28 protein-coding genes are annotated in these 26,262 nt (G+C 71.0%); 10 read left to right on the top strand and 18 right to left on the bottom strand.

Features of this window, described 5'->3' with window-relative positions; genetic code table 11:
- Positions 1–90 precede the first annotated feature (90 nt).
- The 7 genes from AB0L00_RS19980 to AB0L00_RS19950 all read right to left on the bottom strand — a co-directional run bounded on the left by AB0L00_RS19980 (position 91) and on the right by AB0L00_RS19950 (position 6,294).
- Entirely contained in the window at positions 91–1,416 is a 1,326-nt protein-coding gene (locus tag AB0L00_RS19980; RefSeq protein WP_364436002.1) for a cytochrome P450, read from the bottom strand.
- Positions 1,406–2,011 carry an ATP/GTP-binding protein gene (locus AB0L00_RS19975; protein WP_364404451.1) on the bottom strand — a complete coding sequence of 202 codons (606 nt, stop codon included), beginning with the start codon at positions 2,009–2,011 and terminating at the stop codon, positions 1,406–1,408. Before AB0L00_RS19975 ends, AB0L00_RS19980 begins: the two co-directional genes overlap by 11 nt.
- The gene (locus AB0L00_RS19970; protein WP_345366818.1) at positions 1,989–2,342 is read right to left on the bottom strand and encodes a DUF742 domain-containing protein; all 354 of its coding nucleotides are present in this window, start codon (positions 2,340–2,342) and stop codon (positions 1,989–1,991) included. Before AB0L00_RS19970 ends, AB0L00_RS19975 begins: the two co-directional genes overlap by 23 nt.
- 82 nt (positions 2,343–2,424) lie before the next feature.
- Positions 2,425–2,841 carry a roadblock/LC7 domain-containing protein gene (locus AB0L00_RS19965; RefSeq protein ID WP_364435999.1) on the bottom strand — a complete coding sequence of 139 codons (417 nt, stop codon included), beginning with the start codon at positions 2,839–2,841 and terminating at the stop codon, positions 2,425–2,427.
- Positions 2,838–4,283 (bottom strand): ATP-binding protein, encoded by a 1,446-nt coding sequence (locus tag AB0L00_RS19960; RefSeq protein ID WP_364435996.1) that lies wholly within the window; start codon positions 4,281–4,283, stop codon positions 2,838–2,840. Before AB0L00_RS19960 ends, AB0L00_RS19965 begins: the two co-directional genes overlap by 4 nt.
- A 200-nt stretch (positions 4,284–4,483) precedes the next feature.
- Entirely contained in the window at positions 4,484–5,767 is a 1,284-nt protein-coding gene (locus AB0L00_RS19955; protein ID WP_364435993.1) for an adenylosuccinate synthase, read from the bottom strand.
- 113 nt (positions 5,768–5,880) lie between these two features.
- Positions 5,881–6,294, bottom strand: coding sequence for a DUF3151 domain-containing protein (locus AB0L00_RS19950; RefSeq protein ID WP_364435991.1), 414 nt, complete (start codon positions 6,292–6,294; stop codon positions 5,881–5,883).
- A gap of 86 nt (positions 6,295–6,380) precedes the next feature.
- Between AB0L00_RS19950 and AB0L00_RS19945 the strand changes: the two genes are divergently transcribed.
- Positions 6,381–7,220: an aldo/keto reductase gene (locus AB0L00_RS19945; RefSeq protein WP_364435988.1), complete on the top strand. Its 840-nt coding sequence runs from the start codon at positions 6,381–6,383 to the stop codon at positions 7,218–7,220.
- On the opposite strand, the gene AB0L00_RS19940 is transcribed toward AB0L00_RS19945, so the two are convergent.
- From AB0L00_RS19940 to fbaA, 4 genes are all read right to left on the bottom strand, one after another.
- Positions 7,217–7,816 carry a GNAT family N-acetyltransferase gene (locus tag AB0L00_RS19940; protein WP_364435985.1) on the bottom strand — a complete coding sequence of 200 codons (600 nt, stop codon included), beginning with the start codon at positions 7,814–7,816 and terminating at the stop codon, positions 7,217–7,219. The genes AB0L00_RS19945 and AB0L00_RS19940 overlap by 4 nt on opposite strands.
- 97 nt (positions 7,817–7,913) lie before the next feature.
- A complete protein-coding gene (locus AB0L00_RS19935) occupies positions 7,914–8,417 on the bottom strand; it encodes a DUF4232 domain-containing protein (RefSeq protein ID WP_364435982.1) in 504 nt (167 codons plus the stop codon).
- 107 nt (positions 8,418–8,524) lie between these two features.
- On the bottom strand, positions 8,525–9,016 hold the full coding sequence (locus AB0L00_RS19930; RefSeq protein ID WP_364435980.1) for a helix-turn-helix domain-containing protein: 492 nt from the start codon (positions 9,014–9,016) through the stop codon (positions 8,525–8,527).
- Between the two features lie 86 nt (positions 9,017–9,102).
- A complete protein-coding gene (gene fbaA / locus AB0L00_RS19925) occupies positions 9,103–10,125 on the bottom strand; it encodes a class II fructose-bisphosphate aldolase (protein WP_345366836.1) in 1,023 nt (340 codons plus the stop codon).
- A 101-nt stretch (positions 10,126–10,226) separates the two neighbouring features.
- On the opposite strand from fbaA, the gene AB0L00_RS19920 reads away from it, so the two are divergent.
- Complete coding sequence (locus AB0L00_RS19920; RefSeq protein ID WP_345366838.1) at positions 10,227–10,916, top strand: DedA family protein; 690 nt, start codon at positions 10,227–10,229, stop codon at positions 10,914–10,916.
- Positions 10,917–10,968: 52 nt separating this feature from the next.
- Positions 10,969–11,415, top strand: a complete 447-nt coding sequence (locus tag AB0L00_RS19915) for a hypothetical protein (protein ID WP_364435976.1) — start codon at positions 10,969–10,971, stop codon at positions 11,413–11,415.
- Between the two features lie 67 nt (positions 11,416–11,482).
- Here the strand turns inward: AB0L00_RS19915 and pyrE are convergent, their stop codons facing one another.
- Positions 11,483–12,019, bottom strand: coding sequence for an orotate phosphoribosyltransferase (pyrE, locus tag AB0L00_RS19910; protein ID WP_364435973.1), 537 nt, complete (start codon positions 12,017–12,019; stop codon positions 11,483–11,485).
- 16 nt (positions 12,020–12,035) lie between these two features.
- Here pyrE and AB0L00_RS19905 point away from each other — a divergent pair, with 16 nt between their 5' ends.
- From AB0L00_RS19905 to AB0L00_RS19895, 3 genes are all read left to right on the top strand, one after another.
- A complete protein-coding gene (locus AB0L00_RS19905) occupies positions 12,036–12,683 on the top strand; it encodes a hypothetical protein (RefSeq protein ID WP_364435970.1) in 648 nt (215 codons plus the stop codon).
- Positions 12,684–13,112: 429 nt separating this feature from the next.
- Positions 13,113–14,273 (top strand): NYN domain-containing protein, encoded by a 1,161-nt coding sequence (locus AB0L00_RS19900; RefSeq protein WP_364435968.1) that lies wholly within the window; start codon positions 13,113–13,115, stop codon positions 14,271–14,273.
- 113 nt (positions 14,274–14,386) lie between these two features.
- Complete coding sequence (locus AB0L00_RS19895) at positions 14,387–14,953, top strand: tetratricopeptide repeat protein (RefSeq protein WP_364435965.1); 567 nt, start codon at positions 14,387–14,389, stop codon at positions 14,951–14,953.
- Between the two features lie 19 nt (positions 14,954–14,972).
- Here AB0L00_RS19895 and AB0L00_RS19890 read toward each other — a convergent pair whose 3' ends face one another.
- Entirely contained in the window at positions 14,973–16,544 is a 1,572-nt protein-coding gene (locus tag AB0L00_RS19890) for an alkaline phosphatase D family protein (protein ID WP_364435962.1), read from the bottom strand.
- Between the two features lie 153 nt (positions 16,545–16,697).
- Between AB0L00_RS19890 and AB0L00_RS19885 the strand changes: the two genes are divergently transcribed.
- From AB0L00_RS19885 to AB0L00_RS19875, 3 genes are all read left to right on the top strand, one after another.
- Positions 16,698–17,813, top strand: coding sequence for an esterase-like activity of phytase family protein (locus AB0L00_RS19885; RefSeq protein ID WP_364435959.1), 1,116 nt, complete (start codon positions 16,698–16,700; stop codon positions 17,811–17,813).
- A gap of 289 nt (positions 17,814–18,102) precedes the next feature.
- The gene (locus AB0L00_RS19880; protein WP_364435956.1) at positions 18,103–18,522 is read left to right on the top strand and encodes a hypothetical protein; all 420 of its coding nucleotides are present in this window, start codon (positions 18,103–18,105) and stop codon (positions 18,520–18,522) included.
- Between the two features lie 271 nt (positions 18,523–18,793).
- Positions 18,794–19,768, top strand: coding sequence for a YafY family protein (locus AB0L00_RS19875; protein WP_364436248.1), 975 nt, complete (start codon positions 18,794–18,796; stop codon positions 19,766–19,768).
- Between the two features lie 6 nt (positions 19,769–19,774).
- On the opposite strand, the gene AB0L00_RS19870 is transcribed toward AB0L00_RS19875, so the two are convergent.
- Positions 19,775–20,992, bottom strand: coding sequence for an MFS transporter (locus AB0L00_RS19870; protein ID WP_364435953.1), 1,218 nt, complete (start codon positions 20,990–20,992; stop codon positions 19,775–19,777).
- Positions 20,992–21,567, bottom strand: a complete 576-nt coding sequence (locus tag AB0L00_RS19865) for a helix-turn-helix domain-containing protein (protein ID WP_364435951.1) — start codon at positions 21,565–21,567, stop codon at positions 20,992–20,994. Before AB0L00_RS19865 ends, AB0L00_RS19870 begins: the two co-directional genes overlap by 1 nt.
- A 285-nt stretch (positions 21,568–21,852) precedes the next feature.
- Here AB0L00_RS19865 and AB0L00_RS19860 point away from each other — a divergent pair, with 285 nt between their 5' ends.
- Entirely contained in the window at positions 21,853–21,981 is a 129-nt protein-coding gene (locus AB0L00_RS19860; RefSeq protein WP_364435948.1) for a hypothetical protein, read from the top strand.
- A 70-nt stretch (positions 21,982–22,051) separates the two neighbouring features.
- Here the strand turns inward: AB0L00_RS19860 and clpB are convergent, their stop codons facing one another.
- From clpB to dnaJ, 3 genes are read right to left on the bottom strand one after another with little or no spacing between them, the layout of a single operon-like run.
- The gene (gene clpB / locus AB0L00_RS19855) at positions 22,052–24,640 is read right to left on the bottom strand and encodes an ATP-dependent chaperone ClpB (protein ID WP_364435945.1); all 2,589 of its coding nucleotides are present in this window, start codon (positions 24,638–24,640) and stop codon (positions 22,052–22,054) included.
- Entirely contained in the window at positions 24,641–25,081 is a 441-nt protein-coding gene (locus AB0L00_RS19850) for a helix-turn-helix transcriptional regulator (RefSeq protein ID WP_364404504.1), read from the bottom strand.
- 5 nt (positions 25,082–25,086) lie between these two features.
- Entirely contained in the window at positions 25,087–26,247 is a 1,161-nt protein-coding gene (dnaJ, locus tag AB0L00_RS19845; RefSeq protein ID WP_364435942.1) for a molecular chaperone DnaJ, read from the bottom strand.
- Positions 26,248–26,262: the final 15 nt, after the last annotated feature.

Below are 26,262 nucleotides of genomic sequence, written 5' to 3'. Positions count from 1 at the left end.
CACCGTGCCGCAGACGGCCTCGGCCGCCGAGCGGAACACAGGCTCAGTCGCCGCGCGGAGACAGATTCAGCCGCCGCGCCGGAGGCGGGATCAGTCGCCGCGCCACCAGCGGACCAGGGCATTGCTCCGCCGGGGACCGGCGTTGCGCAGCGCCGTCGCCAGGCCGCCGGCCCGGCCCATCTCCTGACCGCCGGGGGTCGGCGGTGGCGGAATGTGAATGGGCGAGAAGCGCACCGGCAGCGAGACCAGGGCGCGCTGGGCGAAGCCGGGCCGCCACTCCAGCCCACTCGCGGGGACGGCCAGCTCCATGTCCGGCAGGGCGTCGAGCACCTTCTCGATGGCGACCGAGGCGATCATGCGCGCCTCGCCCTGCGACGGGCACTTGTGCGGACCCGCCCCCCAGGCCAGGTGGGCGCGGTTGCCCGCCCGGTTCGTGGACGCGGCCGCCGGGTCGGTGTTGGCGGCCGCGAAGCCGATGACGACCGGCTGGTCCGCCGGCAGCCGTACGCCGCGCAGGTCGACGTCCTTCGTGGGGTAGCTGATCGCCCAGTTCGCCAGCGGCGGGTCGGCCCACAGGACCTCGTCGATCGCGTCCTCGACGGGCAGGCTGCCGCCGGACAGGTCGCCGGCGAACCGGTCGTCGGACAGCAGCAGGAGCAGCGCGTTGGCGATGAGGTTCTGCTCCGGCTCGGTGGCGAGGCCCACGAGCAGGGCGATCTGCTCGATCAGCTCCTCGTCGGTCAGCTGGGCCGGGTGGGCGATCAGCCACGACGTCAGGTCCTGGTCCGGCCGGGCGCGCTTGAGCGCGACCAGTTCGGCCACGGCCTTCATCATGATCTGGTTGCTGTTCGCCGTGTCGACGTTCTCGACGAAACCCCGCATCCCGACGACGATGCGGGTCCCGATGTCGGAGGGGCAGCCCAGGATCTCGTTGAACACCAGGACGGACAGGAGCAGCGCGTACTCGGCGCGCAGGTCCACCGCGCCCTTCTCGGAGAACCCCCGGATGAGCGCCTCGGCGTTGCGCTCGACGGACTCGCGCAGGATGGTCCCGTCGACCCTGGACAGGCTGTCGGCGATCGCCGTGCGCAGCCGGACGTGCGCGGCGCCGTCCGACAGGTTGCAGGCCGGCCGGTACATCATGAACGGCAGGACCGGGCAGTCGGGCGGGACGCCCTGCTGCCACCGGCGGGCGTCCTTCGGGAAGGAGACGGGGTCGCGCAGCACGTCGAGGGCGGCGCTGTACGAGATGACGAGGGACGCCGGGACACCCGGGGCCAGCTCGACGGGAGCGACCGGACCGTATCGGCGTAGCGCCTCGTAGACACGCTGCGGCCGGGCCGCGAAATCCGGACCGTACAGCGGCGTCCGTCCGCCGTGGGCGGGACATCCGGCCGCGAACGCGTCAGAACTCACGAATGCTCCCGTTCTGGAGCGCGATGAGGTACTCGACGAGAGTGATCAGCGCGCGGGTCGAGGACACCCGGTCCCGGGCGTCGCAGGTGATCAGTGGCGTCGAGGGCAGCAGGTCGAGGGCTTCGCGCAGCTCCTCTTCGGCGAAGGTCGGCGCGCCGTCGAACTGGTTGATGGCGACGGCGTACCGCAGCTTCTGCTCCTCCAGGAAGCCCATGATGTCGAAGGACTGCTCGAGCCGCCGGGTGTCCGCCAGCACGAGCGCGCCCAGGGCCCCGCGCGACAGGTCGTGCCACAGCTGCGTGAACCGATGCTGCCCGGGAGTGCCGAACAGGTACAGCACGAGGTCGTCGGTCAGCGTCAGCCGGCCGAAGTCCATGGCGACGGTGGTCGTCTCCTTGTCGGGGACCCCGGCGAGGTCGTCGATCAAGGCGCCGGCCTGCGTCATCCGCTCCTCGGTGCGCAGCGGCCGGATCTCCGACAGCGTGCCGACCAGCGTCGTCTTGCCGACGGCGAAGTGACCGACGATCAACAGCTTGACCGAGGTCCGTACGGTCTCGCGCACATAGGTGCCATCAGAGACGAGCGCGGAGTCCATTCAGCACCTCCTGGAGAAGCCGGGTCGAGGTCTCGCCGTCGTCCGGCCCGCCGACCCGGGTCACGATGTGGCCGCTGTCCACCAGATCCGAGAGCAGGACCTTGACGACGCTGAGGGGAAGAGAGAGGTGACCGGCGACCTCGGCCACCGAGAGGGCGCCGCCCCGGCACAGCTCCAGGACCCGGCGCTTCTCAGGGCTGAGGCCGGTCATGTCCGTGCGCGCGGCCATGACGAGCGTGACGAGGTCGAAGATGTTGCGGGTCGGGCGGGCACGCCCGCCCGTCACCACGTGCGGCCTGACCAGAGCGCGTTCCCGCCGACTAGGAGTCATGCGTCCTCCTTCGTCGGGGGAGGGACCGGAGACGCCGTGTTCTCGCTTCGCTCGCTGCGCTCGCTTCGCTCGCTTCGCTCGCTCATGCCGTGATGCCGCCCGGGGTCTGTCTCGGCGGAGCGGTCAGCTCCTTGCCCAGGCGCTGGACGAGTTCCTGCAGGCGGAAGGAGATCGCCTCCATGTCGACGCGCTCCGTCGTCGAGACCGCGAGGTACGCGCCGGGACCCGCGGCGACGAGGAAGACGTATCCGTCGTCGAACTCGGTCACGGTCTGCCGCCAGGGGGTGCGCGCGTCGCCGCAGAACTCCGCCGAGCTGCGAGCCAGCGACTGCAGCCCGGACATCCCGGCCGCGTGGCGTTCGGCGTCGTCACGGTTGATGCGCTCGGAGTAGGCCATCAGCAGGCCGTCCGCGGACAGCAGGATGGCGTGCCGGGTCTCCGGCATTTTCAGGGCGTCGTCGAGCATCCAGCCGAGCTTGTTGTTCGCGTCCTGCGTCATTCGGCGATATTCCCTTCGGACTCCGGAGAACCAGTGGCGCGGCCGGCTCGGGTACCGCGCTGCCAGGCGCCCATCCCGGCGGCGACATCCCGCGGCGGGCGGATGGAGGGCGACGTCTCGGTCGACGGTACGGGCCGCTCGCCCGTGTCGGTGACGCGCCGACGCTTCGGCAGGCCGTTCGCGGTGACCGGGCGCTGCTCCTCTTGCGTGGACGAGACCGGGCTCGGCGTGGTCGGCCGGCTGGGCGCGGGCGGCGTAGGCGGCACGGACGGTGCGGGCGGCATAGGCGGCGCGGGGGGTCGGCTCGGGAGGCTCGGCATGGTGGGGAGGCTCGGCGCGGGCGGCGTGGACAGGCTCGGCGCGGTCGGGAGACTGGGCGCGGTCGGCAGGCTCGGCGCGGGCTGCTCGACTCGTACGGGCTGCGGCTCGCTTCGTGCGGGGGCCGGTTCGGCGTCGAGCCGGGTGAGCAGCTCGCTGGGGAGGAACAGGACGGCGCGCACCCCGCCGTACGGCGAGCTGCTGTCGACGGTCACCCGGAATCCGTACCGCGCGGCGAGTACGCCGACGACGGCGAAGCCGACCTGCGGCGGGTCGCCGAGCCGGTTGATGTCCACGGAGTCCCGCCCGGACAGCATCCGATCGGCCCGCTGGATCTCCTCCGCGTCCATGCCGACGCCCGCGTCGTCGATCACGACGGCGACGCCGTTGTGGGCCTGCCGGAAGTTGACCTCGACGGTGGTGTTCGGCTGGGAGTGGCGGGCGGCGTTGTCCAGGAGCTCGGCGACCGCCAGGACCACCGGCTCGACCACGCGGCTGACGACGGCGACGTTCGACTGCGGCTGGACCTCGATGCGCAGGTAGTCGCGGATGCGGGAGGTGGCTCCACGTACGACGTCGACCAGTCCGGCAGCGGACCGCTGCTGGCCCGGCCACGACCCGCAGAGCACGGCGGTGGCCTGGGCGCGCCGGCCGAGCTGGGCGTTCATGTGGTCGACCTTCATGAGACCCTCGAGCACGTCGGGGTCGTCGTGACGTTCCTGCATGGTGGAGATGGCGAGCTGCTGTTCATTGGCCAGGCTCTGCACGGCGCGCATCATGGCCTTCACCGTGACCTTGGCCGCCTGGTCGGCCCGCTCCTTCGCGCGTTCCGCGTATTCCGAGAATGTCGCCAGAATCGCCCGAATGCCCTGTTCGGCGCTGGTTCCGGCGAAACTCGGGTTGCGCGGGCCGGGCACCGCGACCGGCTTGCCGTAAAGGGACTCCACCAGCGCCGGGACGCGCACCGTGACCAGGTAGCGCAGTTCCTCGTTACGGATGCGGGCCGTCTCCTCCAGCACGCCGGCCTGCCGGCGTAGCCGGGAGGCGATCTGTCGCTCCCGTACGAGCAGCACCACGGCGACCAGGAGCCCGGCCGTCAGGCAGACGAAGGCGACCGCCGTCATGTATCGCTCCTCAGATCCTCGATGCGGGAAGGGGGAAACGCGAGCGCGCCACATTTCGGGGCAGTACTCATATAAGTCGCAAAGACTACAGCCCGTGATCTTGGTGTACCAGGGCATCACGAAAAAAGACCAGCCCGAAGACGGACTGGTCGCGCACGACTTGACGGCCCTGCGAGTGGCAGGGCCGTCAAGTCGGCAGGTCAGACGAGAGAGCGCAGTTGAAGTGTCTGATCGCGGCCGGGCCCGACGCCGATGGCGCTGATCTGGGCGCCCGACATCTCCTCCAGCGCCCGGACGTAGTCCTGCGCCTTCTTCGGCAGGTCCTCGAACGTCTTGCAGTCGGAGATGTCCTCGTGCCAGCCGTCCAGCTCCTCGTAGATCGGCTTGGCGTGGTGGAACCCGGTCTGCGTCATCGGGAGCTCGTCACAGCGCTCGCCGTCGATGTCGTACGCCACGCAGACCGGGATCTTCTCCAGGCCCGACAGCACGTCGAGCTTGGTGAGGAAGTAGTCGGTCACACCGTTGACGCGTGTGGCGTACCGGGCGATCACCGCGTCGAACCAGCCGCAGCGGCGGTTCCGGCCCGTCGTCACGCCGTACTCGCCGCCGGTCGTGCGCAGCCAGTCGCCCGTCTCGTCGAGCAGCTCGGTGGGGAACGGTCCGGAGCCGACGCGGGTGGTGTACGCCTTCAGGATGCCGATGACCTTGGTGATGCGGGTCGGGCCGACGCCCGAGCCCGCGCACGCCCCGCCCGAGGTCGGGCTGGAGGACGTGACGAAGGGGTACGTGCCGTGGTCGACGTCGAGGAGCGTGCCCTGGGCGCCCTCGAGCAGGACCAGCTTGCCCTCCTCGAGCGCCTTGTTGACGACGAGCGCGGTGTCGGCGATGTGCGGGCGCAGCCGCTCGCCGTACGCGACGTACTCCTCGATGATCGGGTCGAGATCGATGGCGCGCCGGTTGTAGACCTTGGCGAGGATCTGGTTCTTGTCGCGCAGCGCGAGCTCGAGCTTCTGCCGCAGGATGCCGGGGTCGAGCAGGTCCTGCACCCGGATGCCCATGCGGGCGATCTTGTCGCCGTACGCCGGCCCGATGCCGCGGCCGGTGGTGCCGATCCGCGCCTTGCCGAGGTACCGCTCGCTCACCTTGTCGAGGGCCTTGTGGTGCGGCATGATCAAATGCGCGTTGGCCGAGATCAACAGCCGGTCGCAGCTCACCCCGCGCGCCTGTAGGCCGTCGATCTCCTCCAGCAGCACTCCCGGGTCGATGACCACGCCGTTTCCGATCACGGGTACGACGTCCGGGGAGAGTACCCCTGACGGAAGCAGATGCAGGGCGTAGGACTGGTCGCCGATGACGACGGTGTGCCCCGCGTTGTTGCCGCCCTGGTATCGGACGACATAGTCGACGTCGCCGCCGAGAATATCGGTGGCCTTGCCCTTGCCTTCGTCACCCCACTGGGCGCCGACGAGCACGATGGCCGGCATAGGAGCTCTCTCCCCTGGCATCGACGAAGCCCCTGGCGCAAGCAGCAGCGACAGGGGCTCTTGCGATCAGAGGGTACCCGCCGGATGACCGCGAGGAAAACGGTAGGAGCCGGTCAGGTGGCCAGAACCGCGACCGCCGTTGGGCTGGAGTCCCGCAGGAACGTCCGGCAGCGCTCGGCCTCGTCCTCCTCGCCGATCGCCGCGGCGGCCCGGCCGAGGGCGTGCAAGGCGCGCAGGAACCCGCGGTTCGCCGCGTGCTCCCAGGGGATCGGGCCCTGGCCCTTCCACCCCGCGCGGCGGAGCGAGTCGAGTCCGCGGTGGTAACCGGTGCGCGCGTAGGCGTACGACTCGATCACGTCGCCCTTCCCGAAGGCGCGATCGGCGAGCTCGGCCCAGGCGGCCGCGTACGCCGGGAAGCGGGCGGCGACCTCGAAGGGGTCGACGCCGGCCTCCAGGGACTGTCGGGCTTCGTCGATGTCCGGCAGCTCGGTCGGGGCCGGCCCGCCGAGAAGGTTCTGGTGCTCCATGGAGTCATCCTGCCCTTTTCGACGGCGTTCTCCTATTCCAGAGGTGGGGAAACTTCGTCGATAATGCTGCTGGGTACGGTTGCGGCATGACCGAAACCACGTTCGCCATCGGTGGAGACCTGACCGTAAATCGTCTGGCGTACGGCGCCATGCGGATCACCGGGCCCGGCGTCTGGGGTCCTCCGGCCGACCGTGACGAGGCGCTGCGGGTCCTGCGGCGCGCCGTCGAACTCGGTGTGGACTTCATCGACACCGCCGACTCGTACGGCCCGTACGTCTCCGAGGAACTGATCCACGAGGCGCTGCACCCGTACGACGGAGTGAAGATCGCCACGAAGGCCGGCCTGGTTCGGACGGGGCCGAACGAGTGGCATCCGGTCGGCCGGCCGAAGTACCTCCGCCAGGAGGCGTTGATGAGCCTGCGCCGGCTCGGCCTGGAGCGGATCGACCTGTTCCAGTTGCACCGCATCGACCCGGAGGTGCCGCTCGCCGACCAGCTCGGCGAGCTGCGCGACCTGCGCGACGAGGGCAAGATCCGGCACATCGGGCTGTCCGAGGTCAGTGTCGACGAGATCGAGCGGGCCCGCGAGATCGTTCCGATCGTCACCGTGCAGAACCTCTACAACCTGACCAACCGCCAGTCCGAGGACGTTCTGGACTACTGCGAGCGAGAGGGCATCGGGTTCATCCCGTGGTTCCCGCTGGCCGTGGGCGAGCTCGCCAAGCCGGGCGGACACCTTGACCTGATCGCCAAGGAGCTGAACGCCACCCCCTCGCAGGTCGCGCTGGCCTGGCTGCTCCGGCGCTCGCCGGTGATGCTGCCGATCCCCGGCACCGGCTCGGTGGCGCACCTCGAGGAGAACATGGGCGCCGCGAACATCGACCTGACCGACGAGCAGTTCGCCGCCCTGTCCGAACCGTCCTAGAGAGGGATCCGGTAGATCAGGCCGCCCTCGTCGCCGCGGGCGGCGACGGCGTGCGGCCACACGTTGCCGATCGCCGCCCGCGCGGCGTGGTTCTCCACCAGGACGTCGGCGCGCAGCTCGGCGATCCCGCGGGCCCGCGCGAGCCCGGTCAGGTCGGTGACCAGCCGCCGGGCGACGCCCCGACGCTGCCAGGGGTCCGCGACCAGGACCGCGAGGTCCGCGAGGCCGGGCAGTGTCGCGTCGCGCGCGTACTCGGCGATCCCCACGACCTCGGTGTCCGCCACGGCGACGAGCGCGGCGCGGTCCCAGTGGTCCACCCGGCTCAGCGCCTCCGCGTAGAAGGACGGGAGCCGCGGCGTTCCGGCGAAGAACCGGAGGTACAGGCTGCGCGCCGAGAGCCGCATCCCGAGCACGTCCTCCCGGTCGCCGGCCTCGTACGGCCGCACACCGATCGCCGATGCGGCATCACCGGCCTCGTGCGGCCGCACATTGACCGTCGGCGCGGCATCGCCGGTCTCGTACGGCCGTACGCCGGCCGTCGGCGCGGCGTCGACGGCCGGAGGTGTGGAGGCCGGGCGGACATTGAGTTTCGTCACGAAACTCATTGCATCATCGGTAGGTTTCGTGAAGCAACCCTCAGGCCCTGAGAAAGGCCGGAGGCGAGACCGCCGCCTCCGGCCCTGCGCCGTCGGGTCAGGAGTGGAGGTGTCCCAGGTCGAGGTGGTGGTCCGGGCCGACCGCCGCGTGCCACGGGGCGGCGCCGAGGCCGCCGCTGTTCGGCAGGGAGAACGTCAGCGAGTCCGGAACGGTCGGCGTGTCGACGATGGACCAGTGCAGGTCGAGGTGGCCGACCACGCCGGGCTTGAGGACGAGCGACTCCTTGGTGGAGCCGGACGCCCGGGTGACGGTGACCGGAACGCTCTGCGCCCCTCCCTCCGGACCGGACGTCAGGAACGTGAGGCCCGTCAGGTCGTTGCGCAGGACGCAGCTCTTCTTGCCGAGCGTCGCGAAGTCCAGCGTGGCGTACCGCTGCCCCGCGCCGCTGTCGACGCGGCCGAGCGAGACCGTGAGGTCCGTGCCCTTGCAGGTCGGCGTGGTGGTGGCCGCGACGGCGGGCACCGTCGCGGCGATCGAGCCGCCCGTGATGACGCCGGCGACGATCGCGGTCCGCATCCGGCGGCGGGTCTTGTCGTTCATCGATGCTCCCCGAGAGGTCGACGGGCGCCGCGGGCGCCCGTCAGTGTGCGGTCGGAGAGTGAGACGCCCGCCCAATCAAGATCGTTCGGGCCTTGAGGAGAATTTGATCAATGAGTGCCGTCCGCGGCCTGCTGGACGATCCGGTCCGTCGGGCGCGCGCCCGGGCCGGGCCGCGGCTCGACGTCGGTGGGGCCCATGGCGGCTCCGCACTCCGAGCACGTCAGGGCGGGCGTCAGCCGGCCGGTGCAGCCGCGGTGGGCGAGGACGACCGGAGAGCCGTCCTCGGCGTAGTGCTGGTCGCCCCACAGGAGGAGGGACATCATCGCCGGCCACAGCCCCACGCCCTTGCGGGTCAGCCGGTACTCGTAGCGGTCGGGCCGCTCCTGGTAACGATGGCGCCGGAGGATGCCCTCCTCGCACAGGCGGCTCAGGCGGTCCGTCAGGACGTTGCGCGCCACGCCGAGGTCCGCCTGGAAGTCGTCGAAGCGGCGGACGCCCTCGAAGGCGTCACGGATGATCAGCAGGGTCCAGCGCTCGCCGACGATCTCCAGCGCCCGCGCGATCGAGCAGTTCTGGTCGTCATATGTGCGGTGGAGCACGTTCCCAGCGTAGGCCGCCGGGTTTCGTCAAGCAACGCGGGGACGGCCGCGACCGCCGGCCGTCCCCGCCCTACGTTCCGGGGCCCTTACTTGATCTTGGTGCCCTGGGACAGGAGGTGCTCGCACGCCTCGACGATGCGCGCGGCCATGCCCGCCTCGGCGGCCTTGCCGTACGCGCGCGGGTCGTAGGCCTTCTTGTTGCCGACCTCGCCGTCGATCTTCAGCACGCCGTCGTAGTTCTTGAACATGTGGTCGGCGACCGGCCGCGTGAAGGCGTACTGCGTGTCGGTGTCGATGTTCATCTTCACCACGCCGTACGACACCGCCTCCCGGATCTCCTCCAGCGTGGAGCCGGAGCCGCCGTGGAAGACCAGGTCGAACGGCTTCTCCTTGCCGTACTGCTCGCCGACGACCTCCTGGATCTCCTTCAGGACCTCCGGCCGCAGCTTCACGTGACCCGGCTTGTAGACGCCGTGCACGTTGCCGAACGTCGCGGCGAGGAGGTAGCGGCCCTTCTCACCGAGACCCACGGCCTCGACCGTGGCCAGGGCGTCGCCCGGCGTGGTGTAGAGCTTCTCGTTGATCTCGCCGACGACGCCGTCCTCCTCGCCGCCGACGACGCCGATCTCCATCTCCATGATCACGCGAGCCTTCGCGCACTCCTCGATGAGCTCGGCCGCGATCTGGAGGTTCTCCTCGAGCGGAACGGCCGAGCCGTCCCACATGTGCGACTGGAACAGCGGCTCCTCGCCGCGGGCCACCCGCTCCTGGGAGATCTTGATCAGCGGCTTCATGAAGCCGTCGAGCTTGTTCTTCGGGCAGTGGTCGGTGTGCAGCGCGATCTGCACGGGGTACTTCTCGGCGACCACGCGGGCGTACTCCGCGAGCGCCGTGGCGCCCGTGACCATGTCCTTCACGGTGGCGCCGGAGAGGAACTCCGCACCGCCGGTCGAGACCTGGATGATCCCGTCGCTCTCCGCCTCCGCGAATCCGCGCAGGGCGGCGTTCAGCGTCTGGCTCGAGGTGACGTTGATCGCGGGGTAGGCGAAGCCCTGACGCTTTGCCCGATCGAGCATCTCCGCGTATACCTCAGGGGTTGCGATGGGCATGGCTCTTCCTTCCTTGGGCATGGCTCCCGGCCGGCTCGACTCCAGTATCCCGAAATCCGCGTGCGGCCCGGACATGGCACGCCTACCGGTACGCTCAGGCCGTGGCACTCGCCGTGAACATCCTGGATCCCAAGTCCCTCATCGCGACGTTCGGACTTGTCGGCATCCTCGCCGTAATCTTCGCCGAGACCGGCCTGCTCATCGGGTTCTTCCTGCCCGGTGACACGCTGCTGGTCACCGCGGGCGTCTTCACCACGACGGCCGCCGCTCACCACGCCGGCATCGCGCCGCTGCCGCTCCCGGTGCTCCTGATCGGGGCGCCGATCTGCGCGATCGCGGGCGCCCAGGTCGGGCACTTCCTCGGCGCGAAGTACGGCCGGAAACTCTTCGACCGGCCCGACTCACGGCTGTTCCGGCAGGACCACGTCGAGAAGGCCGAGCACTACTTCAACAAGTTCGGCCCGGCCAAGGCCGTCGTGCTGGCCCGCTTCGCCCCGGTCGTGCGCACCTTCCTCAACCCGCTCGCCGGGATGCTGGAGATGTCCGCGGGCCGGTTCCTCGTCTTCAACGTGATCGGCGGAGTCGTCTGGACCGAGACGATCATCCTGCTCGGCCGGTTCCTCGGCGACCGGGTCAAGGGGATCGACAAGTACATCCTCCCCGTCGTCGCCATCGCGGTGATCCTGTCGGTCATCCCGGTGATCCGCGAGATCATCAGAGGGCCGAAGAAGACCGGGCAGAGCGGTGACGGCCGAAAGACGGCGATGCCATCTGGCCGTCACCGTCGCTGACGGTCCCGGTTATCGCTAACCTCCCCCTGTGGGACGTCACCGATCAGACCCCATGGGTCTCGCACGCATAGCCATCGCGGTCCTCGCCGTCAGCTTGGCGCTGGGCCTCGTGATCGTCGGTGGCGTGTCGCTCTGGGGGGCGCTCACCAAGGACGCGTCCAAGACGGCCTCCACCGCGCCCGACCCGTCGTCCAGCGCGGTCGCGCCCAGCGACACGGCGAAGTCGAAGCGGAGCGCGCCGAGCGCCCAATCCGGCAACGAGATCGACGTCCAGTGCCTGGTCGCCCAGTGCCAGATCTACGTCGCCGGGCCCAGCGCCACCGACGTCGTCTACAACGGCTCGCTCGCCCACGGCGAGCGCAAGAGCTACACCGGTACCCGCCTGCTCCTGCAGGTCGACGACGCGAGCACGGTCAGCGTCGTCGTGAACGGGCGGCAGCAGTCCAGGGGCCGGCACGGCCAGCAGCGCACCTACTACGCGCCGGCCAAGCAGCAGTAAGGACGTCGGCCCGGCCCCCTCGTGGCACGGTCCAGCCGGGGCCGACGGTCCTCGGTCGGCCGAGCCCTCAGCCGAGCCCGAGGTCGTCCAGGGTGAACACCGAGCGGTACGGCAGCCCCGTCTCGGCGATGCGCGGACCCGCGCCGCGCTCGACGATGGTGGCCACGCCGACGACCTCGGCGCCGGCCTCGCGCAGCGCCTCCACCGCCGTCAGCACCGAGTTGCCGGTCGTCGAGGTGTCCTCGACGGCGAGCACCCGCCGCCCGGCGACATCGGGCCCTTCGACGCGCCGCTGCAGCCCGTGCGCCTTGCCCGCCTTGCGGACGACGAACGCGTCCAGGTGCCGGCCGCGCGCGGCGGCGGCGTGCAGCATCGCGGTGGCGACCGGATCGGCGCCGAGCGTCAGCCCGCCGACGGCCTCGTAGCCGAGGTCCTCGGTGAGGTCGAGCATCGCGCGCCCGATGAGCGGGGCGGCGTGCCCGTCGAGGGTCACGCGGCGCAGGTCGACGTAGAAGTCGGCCTCCTGACCGGACGACAGGACCACCCTGCCGTGTACGACTGCCTTGCTCTTGATCTCGGCCAGGAGATCGTCACGATCCGTCATACGCGAAACTCTACTCATGGAACCCGGCACCCTCGTTCTGCTGCACAGCCCGCTGACCACCGCGTCCGCCTGGGGCGCCCTGCCGGAGGCCCTCGGCCCGTACGACGTCGTGGTGCCGGAGATCACCGACGACGACCGGCCGCCGTACGCCGGCCGCTACGTCGCCCGCGCGGCGCTGGAGATCACCAGGGCGGGCGTGCGGCCGCCCATCGTCCTGGTCGGGCACGGCGGGGCGGGCCCGCTGCTGCCGCCGGTCGGCGCGGCGCAGCGCGCGGCGCATCGCCTCGTCGGCGCGTATGCCTTCGTCGACGCGGAGCTTCCGCCGCCGGCGGGGTCGAGCCGCCTGGACCAGGCGGGGGCGTTCGGGCCGGAGTTCGCGGAGGCGCTGAAGGACGGCGGGCGGTTCCCCGACGAGGAGCCGCAGGCCGGGGTGACCGCCCGCCGCCGCGACGACGAGTTCTTCGCCGAGCCGCTGCCGATGCCGCAGGACTGGCCCGACGCGCCGTGCGGGTACCTGCGCACGTCCGACGCGTACGAGAGGCAGGCCGCGCAGGCGAGGATGCGCGGCTGGACGGTCGCCGCGAACCTCGGCGGGCACTTCGCCGCCGTCACCGATCCCCGGGCGACGGCCCGCGCCCTCACCGAGTTGATCGCCTCCCTCTGAGGCGGCGCGGCCGGGCCCGGCTCGGGGACGCGACACGCGGAACGAGCGAGCCGGAAGGGCCTGTCCGCGAGGGGGGATCACTGTGTCCGCCGGGGGAGGGACGCGAGATGTTCTCCCTGAATTTAGCGGGTGGTACCGACGCCCATCGGGCATCCGCGCCCGGTGGTCTTCCCAAGTCAGCCGTGTCGCGGCGCTCCCCGTCATACAGTGGCGAGCGACCGAGTCAACGCTGACACGCGGGAGGAGTGCGGCCGACCGGGTTCGGAAAGCCACATATCCCCCATAATCTCGAGGAGCGGCCAATCACCGGATCGGCCCACGCCGACGACGGACTTCACTACGCTGTGGTGCCCGAGGTCGCTCGCCGGCTCGAAAGCCCACCCGTGGGTCACTGATAAGGGTCTCGTGCCGAGAAAGGGGCGGTGTCGCGTGGATCGCTGTGCGCTGTTCGTAGATGCCGGCTATCTGCTGGCGGACGGCGCGATGGCGGTGCACGGAACCCGCCGTCGTGAGTCCGTGTCGTGGGACTTCGCCGGGCTGCTGCAACTCCTCGGCAACCTCGCCCGAGAGCGCACCGGGCTGCCGCTGCTGCGCTGCTACTGGTACGAGGCGACGGTCGAGGGTCGTCGCACGCCGGAGCACGACGCGCTGGCCGACCTGCCGGGCATCAAGCTCCGGCTCTCCCGGATCCGCCCGGGCCGCCGCGAGGGCGTCGACAACGAGATCCATCGCGACCTGATGACGCTCGCCCGCAACGGCGGGGTCGCCGACGCCGTCATCGTCAGCGGCGACGAGGACCTCGCCCAGGTGATCGCCGACGCGCAGGACCTCGGCGTCCGGCTCACGGTCGTGCACGTGGCCGTCGACGGCAACTGGACGATCTCCCGGGTCCTCCGGCAGGAGTGCGACGACCTCATCGAGATCGCCGCCGGTCACCTCCGGCCGTACGTCAACCTGCTGGCCGGGGTGGACACCTCGTCCGCACCGCTTTCCAACGGCAGTTCCAACGGCTCGGGCGGCGCGCTGGCCCCGCTCCGGCCGTCCCCGCAGCACGGCGCCGCGCCGCCGAGCACGCCGATCACCGCGCCGCCGTCCCTCGGCCCGTCGGCGGGCAGCACCGCGTCGAGCCTCGGCCGCCATTCCGGCGACAGCCAGCCGATCACGCCCACGCCCCCGCTCCGCTCGGTGCCCACCCACTCGGCGCCCACGCCTTCCGTGCCTACGGCCGGCTCGTCGCCGACCGCCGGCGGCAACGTCAGCGGTCCGCTGTACCCGCAGCAGCCGGTGGGCCCCTACACCGGGCCGCAGCAGATCACGCCGACGCCGGTCCAGCAGTCCGCCCCGACCCTGGCCGACGCGGTGAAGGCGGCGCACAAGGAGGGGCAGGACTTCGGCGAGTCGGTGGCCCGCGACGCGCCCGCCCTCTGGCTGGAGGCGGTGCTGGCCCGCAAGCCGCGGATGCCCTCGGACCTGGAGGCACGGCTCCTGCAGGGCTCGTCCCTGCCGATCGACTTCCTGCTGCACGACGAGGTGCGCCACGCGCTGCGACGCGGCTTCTGGGACGCGCTGGAACGCTCGCGGCGCAACTGAGCGCGGTAACGTCTGTACCGGCCGGGCCGTCCGGCCCGGTTCTGGTCGGGGGATGATCCCAAATGACCAGATTCGCAGCAGGTAGGCCGGGTAGCGTCTAGAAGGTGACGCATGTGACCGAAGACGATCTCGATGACCTCGAGTTCGAGACTCTCCGCACCGGTGATCACGCCGCTGCGGCGACACGGTTCATCGAACTCGCCGATACGGCCTCAGTCGGCGTCTCCCGCGCCGGCCTGTTGCTGCGTGCCGGTGAACAGTGGCAGCACGCCGGGGACCACGAGAGGGCCGCGGAGGCGTACCGCCGCGCGCTCGAGGACGGCGGGGATACCTACGGCGACCCGCGCATCTATCTCGCCGGCGCGCTCTTCGAACTCGAACGCACCGACGAGGCCCGGGCACTGATCGACCGAGTACGCGCCGACAACCCGAAGGACCCGGAGGTCTTCCGCGCCGTCGCCGAGCTGCTGCACGAGCAGGGCGACCTGGTCGGCGCGCACGACTGGTCCACCGAGGGTGCCGACATCGCCCGGTCGACCGACCCGGACGCCCTCGAGGGACTGCTGCGGATCCGCTACCGCTGCCGGCTCGACCTCGGCCGCCCGGAGGACGAGTACGACGCGCTGCTCGACGACCTGCTGAAGAAGACCGACGAGGCGCCCGACGAGCAGTTCCGCTGACGCTCCGAACGCTCTGGGTTCAGGTCAGCTCGGCGCGGCCGAGTTCGCGGAGCCGGTCCTCGGCGTCGGCGGAGTCCCAGCGCACCGTGGCCGTCCGCCCGTCGACGTGCACGGTCGCCAGCGCGTTGTCGAACCAGGGTCCGTCGGTGAGCCGCCACCGCAGCGGCGCCCGCCGCACTCCGGCGAGCCGCGCCAGCGCCCGTACGGGCAGGTCGCCGAGGCGCCGGCAGGCCGTGCGGTTGGCCATCCGGAACCGGCCGACGAGGGGATTGCGCAGCGGCGAGCACACGACCTGGGAGATCGGCGTGCGGGTGCCGCGCACCCGCGCGAGGTAGGAGAAGTGGACGTCGCCGGAGACGAGCGTGATGCTCGCGGGCGGGCGCGGCCCGTTCGCGACGTCGAGCAGGGTGTTCGCCACCGCGCGGAACGACGCCTGGAACGCCGCCCAGTGCTCCAGGTCGGCGCCCTGCCGGATCCGTTCGCCGAGGTTCGCCGCCCACCGGCCCCACGCGCCGCCCGCGACCGCCTCGTTCCACGACTCGATGTCGTGGATGGCCGTCGGCAGCAGGAAGGGCAGCGACGTCGCGACGATGAGGTGGTCGACGTCCGCGCGCAGCCGCTCGTCCAGCCAGGCGAACTCCGCGTCGTCGAGCATGGCGCGTTCGCCGTCGCCCAGCACGCGCCCGCAGCGGCTGTCCACCACCACGAGCCTGGTCCGTCCGTGGTCGTGGACGTAGCTCCACCGGACCCCCGCCGGTTCCCGGTCGGCGCGCTCGGCGAACTCGTCCACGATCGGGCCCGCGTCGCCGTCCGCCGCCAGCACCGCCTGGTAGACCGGGTCCGCGGCGCGCTCCGCCGGTGACAGGTTGCCGAGGTGCTGGTAGACCCAGTACGCGCCGAGCCCGCCGGTGATCCGCTTCGCCCACCAGTCCTGGGCGCGCATCTGCCGCCGCCACGTCTCCGAGGTGTTCCAGTCGTCGCGGATGTCGTGGTCATCGAAGATCATCGAGCTGGGCACCGTGGCCAGCAGCCACCGGACCAGCGGGTCCGCGCCCCAGGCGAGCCGGTACAGCTCCGCGTACTCCTCGAAGTCGGCGATCTCGCCGTACGGCGGCCGCTCGATGTCGCGGCGGGCGGCGATGAACTCCCGGATCTCCGGCCCCGTCTCGTCGGCGTACACCTGGTCGCCGATCAGCAGCAGTTCGTCGGGCGGCTCCTCGCCCGCCAGCAGCCGGCGCGCGTACACCGACAGCATGTCGAAGCCGTGCGTCTCCACGGAGGCCGGCGCCACCCGGCACGACCCGACCGCGAACCGCCGCGCGCCGTCGGCCGTACGCGTACGGATGCGGCCGGGCGCGGCGCCGTCCTCCGGCCACGCGTGTTCGCCGTCGAGGAGCACCTCGTACGGGGTGTCCGTGCCGGGCTCCAGCCCATCGACGTCCACGAGCGCGTAGTGGTGCCCGTGGACGGTGAAGGTTCGCGCCGCGGCGCCGAGGACACGGACCTCGCACGGCCGGTCGGTCTCCACCCACACCGTCGCGGTACGAGGGCCGACGTGGCGCAGCATGGGCCCGAGGACAAGTCGTGTCATGACTGTACGGACTATCGCGACTCGGCCCGCCGCGTCCACCGGGGCCGCGTCCCACGGAGGTCAGCGGTCGGTCGGACGCCGTTCATCCCGATGTGATCAACTATGCCGCGTAGTAGCACAGATGATCTTCCGTTATCCGAGGGAAATCGCTCCATGATGCAACGCGTCACCCGTCGAGCCGCTCGCCGTATCGCCACGGCCGTGGTCCCGGCCGCGGTCGTCGGAACCCTGGCGGTCCCCGGCGCCGCGTACGCCGCCACGTCGGCCCCCACGGCCCGTACGGCCGCCACCTGCCCGCCCGCGGCCACGGCGGTCGGCTACAGCGACGCACTGAACAAGGCCACGTTCAACGGGATCGGGGTCGGCGGACTGTCGGCCATCGCCTACGACCGGCGCACCCGCGGGTACGTGACCGTCGAGGACCACAGCGGCACCCAGGCCGCCCGGCTCTTCTTCTTCCGCGACACCGCCGCGCCCAAGGTCACCGACACCCTCGTGCTGACCAAGCCGGACGGCACCCCCTACGACGGGAACAACTTCGACGGCGAGGGCGTCGTCGTCCTCCCCAACGGGAACTTCCTGGTCAGCTCGGAGACCGAGCCGTCGATCCGCGTCTTCGACCGTAAGGGCAGGGAGCGCGCCTCGCTCGAGGTACCGGCGCGCTTCCAGGTCGCCCCGGCCGGCGAGGCGACCGTCAACGCCACCCTCGAGGGCCTGAGCATGTCGCCGGACGGACGCTACGTCTACGCCGCGATGGAGGGCACGCTCAGCGGGGACGCGCCGGCCACCGGCGAGGGCGTCTGGCGGCGTCTTCTGGTGTACCGGGCGCACGGCGACGGCTATCGGCTCACCCGCCAGATCGGCTACCGGGTCGAGCCCGGCAACCGGATCGCCGACGTCGCGGCGTACGGCGACGGGCGGCTGCTGGTCCTCGAGGCGGCCTGGGACGCGGTCAAGGGCAACACCATCCAGCTGTACGCCGTGCGCGACGCGGACCGGGCCCCGGACGTGAGCAAGGTCGCCAACCTCTCCGCCGCGCCGTCCCGTGACATCGTGCGCAAGGAGCTCGTCTCCGACCTGGTGAAGTGCCCGACGCTGGGCGCCACCAGCCCCGAGGCGCAGACCAACCCGCTGCTGGACAACTACGAGGGTCTCCAGGTCGACACCTCCGCCGGTCTCCGCAGGGCCCGGATCCACCTCATCAGCGACGACAACTTCTCCGCGACCCAGGTCACCCGGGTGCTGACCCTCACCGCCCGCCTCCCCTGACCCCTGGTCGAAGCGCCATCTTGATCGCCGAGACTTTTGGTCGCCAGAACGACCAAAAGTCTCGGCAGTGCGCGACTGCCGACGAGCGCCTTCCGATTCCGCTGACCGAACGCGCGCCCCAACGCGCGTTGGTTCCCTTGGAGCGACACAGAGCGACCGTTCGAAATTCCTCAGACGAATCTCACGAACTTAATGTTGATCTCCGGAACCCCTTGAGGACTATCCCTCTCATCGGAGGAGAACCCGGCCCCCTTGACCGGCGGCTCCTCCCGGGAGAAAGGGACAGCCCGTGTTCAAGAAGCTCACCATCACGGCCGCCACGGTGGCCGCCGCGGCGGCCACAACCCTCACCATGGCCGCCCCGGCACACGCCAGCTCCACCGTCTACGCGGAGAACAACAACAGCTGCGCCGGGGTCTGGTTCGAGCCGAACGGCGACAACTTCGGCTTCAAGGACTTCTGCGCGGACGGCATGGGAGTCTGGATGGAGATGACCAAGCCGACGGGCGGTACGCCCTCCACGTCCGACTCCAAGATCTTCAAGAGCTACGCCACCAGCTACAACGGTAGTTTGGACTGGTACAGCGGCGACGTGGTCTGGAACCAGGATTACACCGAGGGCTACTGCTTCTTGTACCGGGTCGGACTGCGCAAGGACGGCGCCTACGTCTCGGGAACGTACGGGTCCTGGCACCTCGCCTGCGCCTGAGCGGAGACGACCGCAGACCACCTGGCGCGGACGTCGGCCACGCCAGGTGGCCTGGGCAGGGGACGATTGCTCCAGCGTTCTCCGCTTCTGACCGGATGGCGGCCGACAGCCGGGCTTACCGAGATCGAAGCCCAGGTTGGGGAACTTGTCCCTGGCCTGGGCTTTCGCGTGCGGAGCGGTCCCTGACCCACTGCCGAAGCGCCGGGCGGGGCGTTCGCCGTCGACTTCCACCGACACTAGGCCGCGTATAGGTCGGAACCCGTCCTAGACTCTGGCCGTGACCGCGGCCCGCCTGCTGACGTTGCTGTCCCTGCTGCAGACTTCGCGCGAGTGGCCGGGCAGCGAGCTCGCCGAGCGCATGGGCGTAAGCCCGCGCACGGTCCGCCGTGACGTCGAGCGGCTGCGCGACCTCGGCTATCCGGTCGAGGCCACGATGGGCCCGACGGGCGGCTACCGCCTCGTCGCGGGTACGGCCATGCCGCCGCTGCTCGTCGACGACGAGGAGGCGGTGGCCATCGCGGTCGCCCTCAGCACCGCCGCCGCGCATCCGGTCGGCGGCATGGCGGAGGCGTCACTGCGGGCCCTCACCAAACTGGAACAGGTGCTGCCGTCGCGCCTCCGGCAGCGGGTGGGCGCCCTGGGCGCCGCCACCGTCGCGCTGCTGGGCGAGGCCGGTCCGAGCATCGACCCGGACGACCTCACGACCGTCGCCGTCGCCGCGGCGAGCCGCCGGCGGCTGCGGTTCGCCTACCGGTCCCGCGAAGAATCCGCTGCCGACGGTGCCGACAACGACCGCCTCGTCGAGCCGTACCGGCTGGTCGCCGCCGGACGCCGCTGGTACCTCGTCGCGTACGACCTCGGCCGCGACGACTGGCGGATCTTCCGCATGGACCGGGTTCGGCGACCGCGGCCGACGGGCGTGCCGAACACCCCGCGCCGGCCGCCCCAGGAGGACGCCGCCGCCTACGTCACCGGCAAGCTGTACTCGCTCGTCCCGACCTACCGGGCCCTGGTGACCCTCCACCTGCCGGCCGACGACGCTCCGGCAGGCCGGCTCGGTGAGATCGAACCGATCGACGCGCGGAGCTGCCGCCTGCGCACCCACGCCGACACACTCGACTGGCTGGCGCTGCGGCTCGCCATGCTCGGCTGCGAGTTCACCGTGCACGAACCGCCGGAACTCATCGACCACCTGCGCTCCCTCAGCGCCCGCGTCCACCGCGCCACCGCCACCCCGGCGACATGACGCCGGTCAACGGCCGACTTCGACCGGGCGGTCCGCCGGAGGGGCTTGTGCGGTCAGTCGGCGCGCGGGCCACAGCCAGGCGGCGGCGATGAGCATGCCCGCCGTGACGACCATCAGCAGCAGCCGGTAGTCCACCACCGACACCAGGGTGGCGCCGGCCGCGATGGAGATCGTCTGGGGCCCGCTGACCAGCGTTTCGGCCGCTGCCGAGACCCGGCCGATCAGCGGTCCGGGCGTGCGCCGCTGTATCACCGTGGTGAATCCGACGACCATCGTCGCCAGGCCCCAGCCGGTGCCGACCAGGCCGATGAGGATGATCGGCAGCGACGGGGCGGCCTTCAGGCCATCGCCCAGTCCGACCGCCGCCATGCCGGTCGCGATCGCCGTGAGCTCCCCGACCCGCTGGATGAGCCGGGCCGCCCACAGTCCACCGGCGATGGCGCCGATGCCCTGAGCGGAGGTGAGCACGCCGACGAACTCGGGCGGCCGGTGCAGGCCCTGGTCGATGACGGCGAAGATCGCCGACTCGGTGACGCCGATGAAGAGAAAACCGATGCCCATGGCGAGCGCCATGCGGCGTAGCGCCGCGTCCGTCCTGATGTGGGCCAGGCCCGCCGTCAGCTCGCGCAGCCAGTGCGGGCCCGAGCGTACGGGCGGCTCCTCGCGCAGCCGCATCTGGGCGATGACGGCCGCCGCGATCAGGAATGTGACGGCATCGATCGCGGCGACGGCCGCGCCGCCTAACGTGGCGAACAGCGCCGCACCCGCCAGCGGGCCACCCAGCCGGAGTCCCTCCTTGACCGTCTGCAGCGTGCCGTTGGCGTCGGCCAGCAGGTCCTCGGCGAGCAGGTCCTTCAACAGGCCGCTGAGCGCGGCGGCGATCGTCACCGACGAGATGCCGTACAGCGCGGCGACCATGTAGATGATCCAGACGTCCGCGGCGTCGCGTACGGCGAACAGCGGGAGCAGCATCAGCGCCGAGGCGAGGTTGGCGACGACGAGGAAGGGGCGGCGTCGGAAGCGATCGACCAACCACCCGCCGAGCGGAGCCAGGACGTACGGCACCGCCACGAACAGGGTGACCAGTCCGGCCGCCCCGTTCGAGCCGGTGAGGCTCTTGACCCAGATGGCGTACACCAGCACCATCAGCGCGTCGCCGACCATGCTCGCGGCCAGGCCGGTGAAGAGCAGCCGGAAGGCCGGGATCCGCAGAACGGCACGCATCAGTCTTCGGCGTACGGTTCGGCGGGCACGGCCCAGGCGAAGATCCGAACACGGCGCGCCCCGGGGGGACGGTCGGCCGGATCCCGGCGTTCCCGGTGGCGGGTGACGATGGAGATGAGGGCCTCGTTGAGCTCTTTCAGCTCTTCCGGGGTGAGCCAGTCGATGTTCTGCACCCAGTTGGCGGCGTCCTGCCATTCGGGCGGGTCGGTGCGCCGCCACGCGAGCCAGTCGCGCAGCCCCGCGAACTCCTGCTCGACGTACTGCGCGCTGAGCGCGTCACTCGCGGCGGCCACCTCGCCCGACTCGTCACCGTCCCCCCACGACAACGCGCGCGGCACGGGTCGCCATGGACGATTCCGGCCCTTCCCGCCGCCGGCCTCTTCGACGAAGCCGTACTTGGCGAGCTGACGCAGATGCCAGGAGCAGTTGGCCGGACTTTCTCCGACCATCTCGGCCAGCTCGGTGGCGGTCGCGGTGCCGCGTTGGTACAGGGCCTGGCACAGCCGCATGCGTACGGGGTGGGCGAGCGCCCGCAGCTCGCGCGCGTCACGAAGTTTCCGCTCTGACCCGTCCATGCCAGGGACGATACCTATGAAAAGAACCTTTCGAAAGGCTCTTTCGAGAGAACCTCCCGCGTCGAGTGCCGAAAGCTCGGATAAGGCGCCGCCGCGACGACCAGATGCGGCTTTCGCCGGGTTTCAGGAGTCGAGCCCCGAGCGTTCGCCGAGCATTCGGTCCGGCCCCGCCTCACGGGGCGGGCCGACGGAGCGAACAGTCCGGAGTTGCGTCGGTCATGTCCGCCCGGACCGTTCAGGTTGGTGTGTCAGAGAGGCATACCGGATTCCCCAGAGGAGATCGCCATGGTGCGCATCGCCAAGCCCCACGTCGTTCGGCCCGATTGGCAGAAGGTCGACACGACCAACAGCGGGAAGCAGGAGACGCCCAACTCCGGCTCCGGCTCGGGCTCGGGGAACGGGTCCGGCAAGTGAGTCTCACCGCCGACCGCTGAGAGGCCGGTCGGTGTCGAGCGGCCCCCTGGCGGGGGCCGCTCTTCTGTCGTCAGGCGACGGTGACGGACGGCTTGACGGTGAGGGTGTCGGAGCCGAGGTCGGTGTCGACGATGACCTCGTCGCCGTCGCTGATCTCGCCGGACAGGAGCTCCTTGGCGAGCTGGTCGCCGATCGCGCTCTGCACGAGGCGGCGGAGCGGGCGGGCGCCGTACGCCGGGTCGTAGCCGGTGAGGGCGAGCCACTCGCGGGCGGCGTCGGTGACGGTGAGCGTCAGGCGACGGTCGGCGAGGCGGCGGGCCAGCCGGTCGATCTGCAGGTCGACGATCTTCGTGAGCTCCTCGGTCGACAGGGCGTCGAAGACGATGACGTCGTCGAGCCGGTTGAGGAACTCGGGCTTGAAGCTCGCCCGTACGGTGTTCATGACGGCGTCGCGCTTGGCTCCGTTGTCCAGGGCCGGGTCGACCAGGAACTGCGAGCCGAGGTTCGACGTCATGATCAGGATCGTGTTGCGGAAGTCCACCGTGCGGCCCTGGCCGTCGGTGAGGCGGCCGTCGTCGAGCACCTGGAGCAGGACGTCGAAGACCTCGGGGTGGGCCTTCTCCACCTCGTCCAGCAGCACGACGCAGTACGGCCGGCGGCGGACGGCCTCGGTGAGCTGACCGCCCTCCTCGTACCCGATGTAGCCGGGAGGCGCGCCGACGAGGCGGGCGACCGAGTGCTTCTCGGCGTACTCGCTCATGTCGATGCGGATCATCGCCCGCTCGTCGTCGAACAGGAAGTCGGCGAGCGCCTTGGCCAGCTCGGTCTTGCCGACACCGGTCGGGCCGAGGAACAGGAACGACCCGGTCGGCCGGTCGGGGTCGGAGACGCCCGCCCGCGCCCGGCGTACGGCGTCGGACACGGCGCGTACGGCGTCGGTCTGGCCGATGAGGCGGCGGCCGAGCTCGTCCTCCATGCGGAGCAGCTTGGCGGTCTCGCCTTCGAGGAGCCGGCCGACGGGGACGCCGGTCCAGGACGACACGACCTCGGCCACGTCGTCGGCGCCGACCTCCTCCTTGACCATCGTCTCGCGGGTCTCGGCGGCCTCGGACGCCTCGGCGAGCTGCTTCTCCAGCACGGGGATCTCGCCGTACATGAGGCGGGCGGAGGTCTCCAGGTCGGCGTCGCGCTGGGCACGCTCGGCCTGACCGCGCAGGTCGTCGATGCGCTTCTTCAGCTCACCGACCTTGTTCAGCCCGGCCTTCTCCCGCTCCCAGCGGCCGTTGAGAGCGTTGAGGCTCTCCTGCTTGTCGGCCAGCTCGGCGCGGAGGCGTTCGAGGCGGCGCTTGGACGCCTCGTCGGACTCCTTCTCGAGGGCGAGCTCCTCCATCTTGAGCCGGTCGACGGAGCGCTGCAGCTCGTCGATCTCGACGGGCCGCGAGTCGATCTCCATGCGGAGCCGGGAGGCGGCCTCGTCGACCAGGTCGATGGCCTTGTCCGGCAGGAACCGCGCGGTGATGTACCGGTCGGACAGCGCGGCGGCGGACACGAGGGCGGCGTCGGAGATCTGCACCTGGTGGTGCGCCTCGTACCGGCCCTTGAGGCCGCGCAGGATCGCGATGGTGTCCTCGACCGTCGGCTCGCCGACGAGCACCTGCTGGAACCGCCGCTCGAGGGCCGGGTCCTTCTCGATCCGCTCGCGGTACTCGTCGAGCGTGGTCGCGCCGATCATCCGCAGCTCACCGCGGGCCAGCATGGGCTTGAGCATGTTGCCCGCGTCCATGGCGCCCTCGGCGGCGCCCGCGCCGACGACGGTGTGCAGCTCGTCGATGAACGTGACGATCTGGCCGTCGCTCTGCTTGATCTCGTTCAGGACCGCCTTGAGGCGCTCCTCGAACTCGCCGCGGAACTTCGCGCCCGCGACCATCGCGCCCAGGTCGAGGGAGACCAGGCGCTTGTTCTTCAGCGTCTCCGGCACGTCGCCGGCGATGATCCGCTGGGCCAGGCCCTCGACGACCGCGGTCTTGCCGACGCCGGGCTCGCCGATCAGCACGGGGTTGTTCTTCGTACGGCGGGAGAGCACCTGCACGACGCGGCGGATCTCGGTGTCGCGGCCGATGACCGGGTCGAGCCTCCCGTCGCGGGCCTGCGCCGTCAGGTCGACGCCGTACTTCTCCAGCGCCTGGTAGGTCTCTTCGGGGTTCTCGCTGGTGACGCGCGCGTGGCCGCGGACCTTCTCGAACGCCTCCAGCAGGGCGTCGGGGGTCGCGCCGTTCTCCTTCAGGAGGGTGGCGACGGGGCCGCCGTCGGTGGCCAGGCCGACGAGGAGGTGCTCGGTGGAGACGTACTCGTCCTCGAGCCGCTTGGCGCGGTTGGCGGCGGTGTTGATCACCTTCAGCAGCGGCCGGGAGGTGTCCGGCGCGTTGACGGTCGAGCCGGCGGCCTTCGGCAGCGCGGCGATCTGCTCCTCGGCGCGGCGCCGGACGGCCTGGGGGTCCGCGCCGACGGCCTCGAGCAGGGGCGCGGCGATGCCGTCGGACTGGCCGAGCAGCGCGACCAGCAGGTGCACCGGCTCGACCAGGGGGTGGCCCTCGGTCGAGGCCCGCCGGACCGCGACGGAGACGGCCTCTTGGCTCTTCTGGGTCAGCTTGTAATCCACTTACTCCTCCCCCCGTGATCGCCACAGCACCACGCTGGTCTGCCGGATCGGCACGAGGTCCGCTCCAGTGTCAGAACCGTGGCCACTCTTCAACTTGACGAGCCGGGCCGCGACGGCGCGCGTGGACTCCAGCTCGTTGGACAGCTCCTCGACCATCGCCCGGAGGCGTGCCACCTCGGTGCGGAGTGCGTCGGACTCGCGCTGCAGGTCGAGGATGTGCTTGATGCCGGCGAGGTTGATGCCCTCTTCCTGGGAGAGCCGCTGGATCTCCCGGAGCATCACGATGTCCCGCATCGAGTAGCGGCGCCCGCGCCCGGCCGTACGACCGGGGGACACGAGGCCCAGCCGGTCGTACGTGCGGAGGGTCTGCGGGTGCAGCCCGGACAGCTGAGCCGCCACCGAGATGACGTAGACCGGACTGTCGTCGCCGAACGGATCCATGATCGTCACCCCTCTCTCGCCAGCCGCAGCAGCTCGCTGCGCAGGTCGTCCCCGTTGTTGCTCGCGCGGATCTTCTCCAGCGCCTCCCGGGTGTCCTCGTCGACGTGTTCGGGCACGTGCACCTCGACGGTCACCAGCAGATCGCCCTTGGTGCCGTCGCGGCGCGTCGCGCCCTTGCCGCGGACGCGGAACGTACGGCCGTTCGGGGTGCCCGCCGGGATCCGCAGGGTGACCGGCTGGCCGCCCAGGACCGGCGCCTTGATCTCCGCGCCCAGGGTGGCCTCGGGGAAGGTCACCGGGACGGTGACGGTGAGGTTGTCGCCGGAGCGGCCGAACACCTTGTGCCCCGTGACGTGCACGACGACGTAGAGGTCGCCGCTGGGCCCGCCGTTCTCCCCGGGCGCGCCCTTGGCCTTGAGCCGGATGCGCTGGCCGTCGCCGACCCCGGCGGGGATCCGCGCCTGGATCGTGCGGGTGCTCTGTGCCCGCCCGCTGCCGTGGCAGGTGGTGCAGGGGTCGTCGACCACGAGACCGCGGCCGTGGCACTCGTGGCAGGGCTCGGAGAAGGCGAACCCGCCGGCGTTGCGGCTCTCCTGCCCCGTGCCCTCACAGCGCGGGCATACGCGGGGCACCGTGCCGGCCTTGGCGCCGGTGCCCCGGCAGGTGGGACAGGCGGCTTCGCTGGTCAGCCGCAGCGGCACCGTCTTGCCGTCGAGGGCCTCGCTGAAGGTCAGCGTGACCTCGGTCTCGACGTCGGTGCCGCGGCGGGGCCGCCGGGTGGACTGCCCCCGGCGGCCGCCGCCGAAGAGCCCGCCGAAGAGGTCGCCGATCCGCTCGCCGGTGCCGGTGGTGCCCCCGGTCTGGCTGCCGAAGAGGTCGCCCAGGTCGAAGCCGAAGCCGCCCTGGGCGCCGCCACGCGGCCGAGCGCCGCCGAAGAGGCTGCGCGCGTCGTCGTACTCCTTGCGACGCTTCTCGTCCGACAGCACGTCGTAGGCCTCGGAGATCTCCTTGAACTTCTCCTCGGACTCGGCGTCGCCGCGGTTGGCGTCCGGGTGGTACTGACGCGCCAGCTTCCGGTAGGACTTCTTGATCTCGTCCTGCGTCGCGGTCTTCGGAACACCGAGAACCTTGTAGTAGTCCTTCTCGATGAAGTCCTTGGTGCTCACCGGCGTCCCTTACCT

Origin of the sequence: Actinoallomurus sp. NPDC052308 (assembly GCF_040679195.1) — a bacterium.
Taxonomy (GTDB): domain Bacteria; phylum Actinomycetota; class Actinomycetes; order Streptosporangiales; family Streptosporangiaceae; genus Actinoallomurus; species Actinoallomurus liliacearum.
The sequence above is the reverse complement of the archived record's forward strand: the minus strand, read 5'-3'. Positions and strand labels throughout refer to the sequence as shown.

What these genes read in the sequence shown, in the direction of transcription:
- pyrE (WP_364435973.1), bottom strand. Translation starts at nt 12,019, where the DNA reads ATGACGGATCGTGACGATCTCCTGGCCGAGATCAAGAGCAAGGCAGTC.
- AB0L00_RS19850 (WP_364404504.1), bottom strand. Translation starts at nt 25,081, where the DNA reads ATGGATCCGTTCGGCGACGACAGTCCGGTCTACGTCATCTCGGTGGCG.
- AB0L00_RS19965 (WP_364435999.1), bottom strand. Translation starts at nt 2,841, where the DNA reads ATGACGCAGGACGCGAACAACAAGCTCGGCTGGATGCTCGACGACGCC.
- AB0L00_RS19885 (WP_364435959.1), top strand. Translation starts at nt 16,698, where the DNA reads ATGATGCAACGCGTCACCCGTCGAGCCGCTCGCCGTATCGCCACGGCC.
- AB0L00_RS19955 (WP_364435993.1), bottom strand. Translation starts at nt 5,767, where the DNA reads ATGCCGGCCATCGTGCTCGTCGGCGCCCAGTGGGGTGACGAAGGCAAG.
- AB0L00_RS19950 (WP_364435991.1), bottom strand. Translation starts at nt 6,294, where the DNA reads ATGGAGCACCAGAACCTTCTCGGCGGGCCGGCCCCGACCGAGCTGCCG.
- AB0L00_RS19915 (WP_364435976.1), top strand. Translation starts at nt 10,969, where the DNA reads ATGGGTCTCGCACGCATAGCCATCGCGGTCCTCGCCGTCAGCTTGGCG.
- AB0L00_RS19860 (WP_364435948.1), top strand. Translation starts at nt 21,853, where the DNA reads ATGGTGCGCATCGCCAAGCCCCACGTCGTTCGGCCCGATTGGCAGAAG.
- AB0L00_RS19945 (WP_364435988.1), top strand. Translation starts at nt 6,381, where the DNA reads ATGACCGAAACCACGTTCGCCATCGGTGGAGACCTGACCGTAAATCGT.
- fbaA (WP_345366836.1), bottom strand. Translation starts at nt 10,125, where the DNA reads ATGCCCATCGCAACCCCTGAGGTATACGCGGAGATGCTCGATCGGGCA.
- AB0L00_RS19890 (WP_364435962.1), bottom strand. Translation starts at nt 16,544, where the DNA reads ATGACACGACTTGTCCTCGGGCCCATGCTGCGCCACGTCGGCCCTCGT.
- AB0L00_RS19935 (WP_364435982.1), bottom strand. Translation starts at nt 8,417, where the DNA reads ATGAACGACAAGACCCGCCGCCGGATGCGGACCGCGATCGTCGCCGGC.
- AB0L00_RS19905 (WP_364435970.1), top strand. Translation starts at nt 12,036, where the DNA reads ATGGAACCCGGCACCCTCGTTCTGCTGCACAGCCCGCTGACCACCGCG.
- AB0L00_RS19975 (WP_364404451.1), bottom strand. Translation starts at nt 2,011, where the DNA reads ATGGACTCCGCGCTCGTCTCTGATGGCACCTATGTGCGCGAGACCGTA.
- AB0L00_RS19960 (WP_364435996.1), bottom strand. Translation starts at nt 4,283, where the DNA reads ATGACGGCGGTCGCCTTCGTCTGCCTGACGGCCGGGCTCCTGGTCGCC.
- AB0L00_RS19870 (WP_364435953.1), bottom strand. Translation starts at nt 20,992, where the DNA reads ATGCGTGCCGTTCTGCGGATCCCGGCCTTCCGGCTGCTCTTCACCGGC.
- AB0L00_RS19865 (WP_364435951.1), bottom strand. Translation starts at nt 21,567, where the DNA reads ATGGACGGGTCAGAGCGGAAACTTCGTGACGCGCGCGAGCTGCGGGCG.
- AB0L00_RS19970 (WP_345366818.1), bottom strand. Translation starts at nt 2,342, where the DNA reads ATGACTCCTAGTCGGCGGGAACGCGCTCTGGTCAGGCCGCACGTGGTG.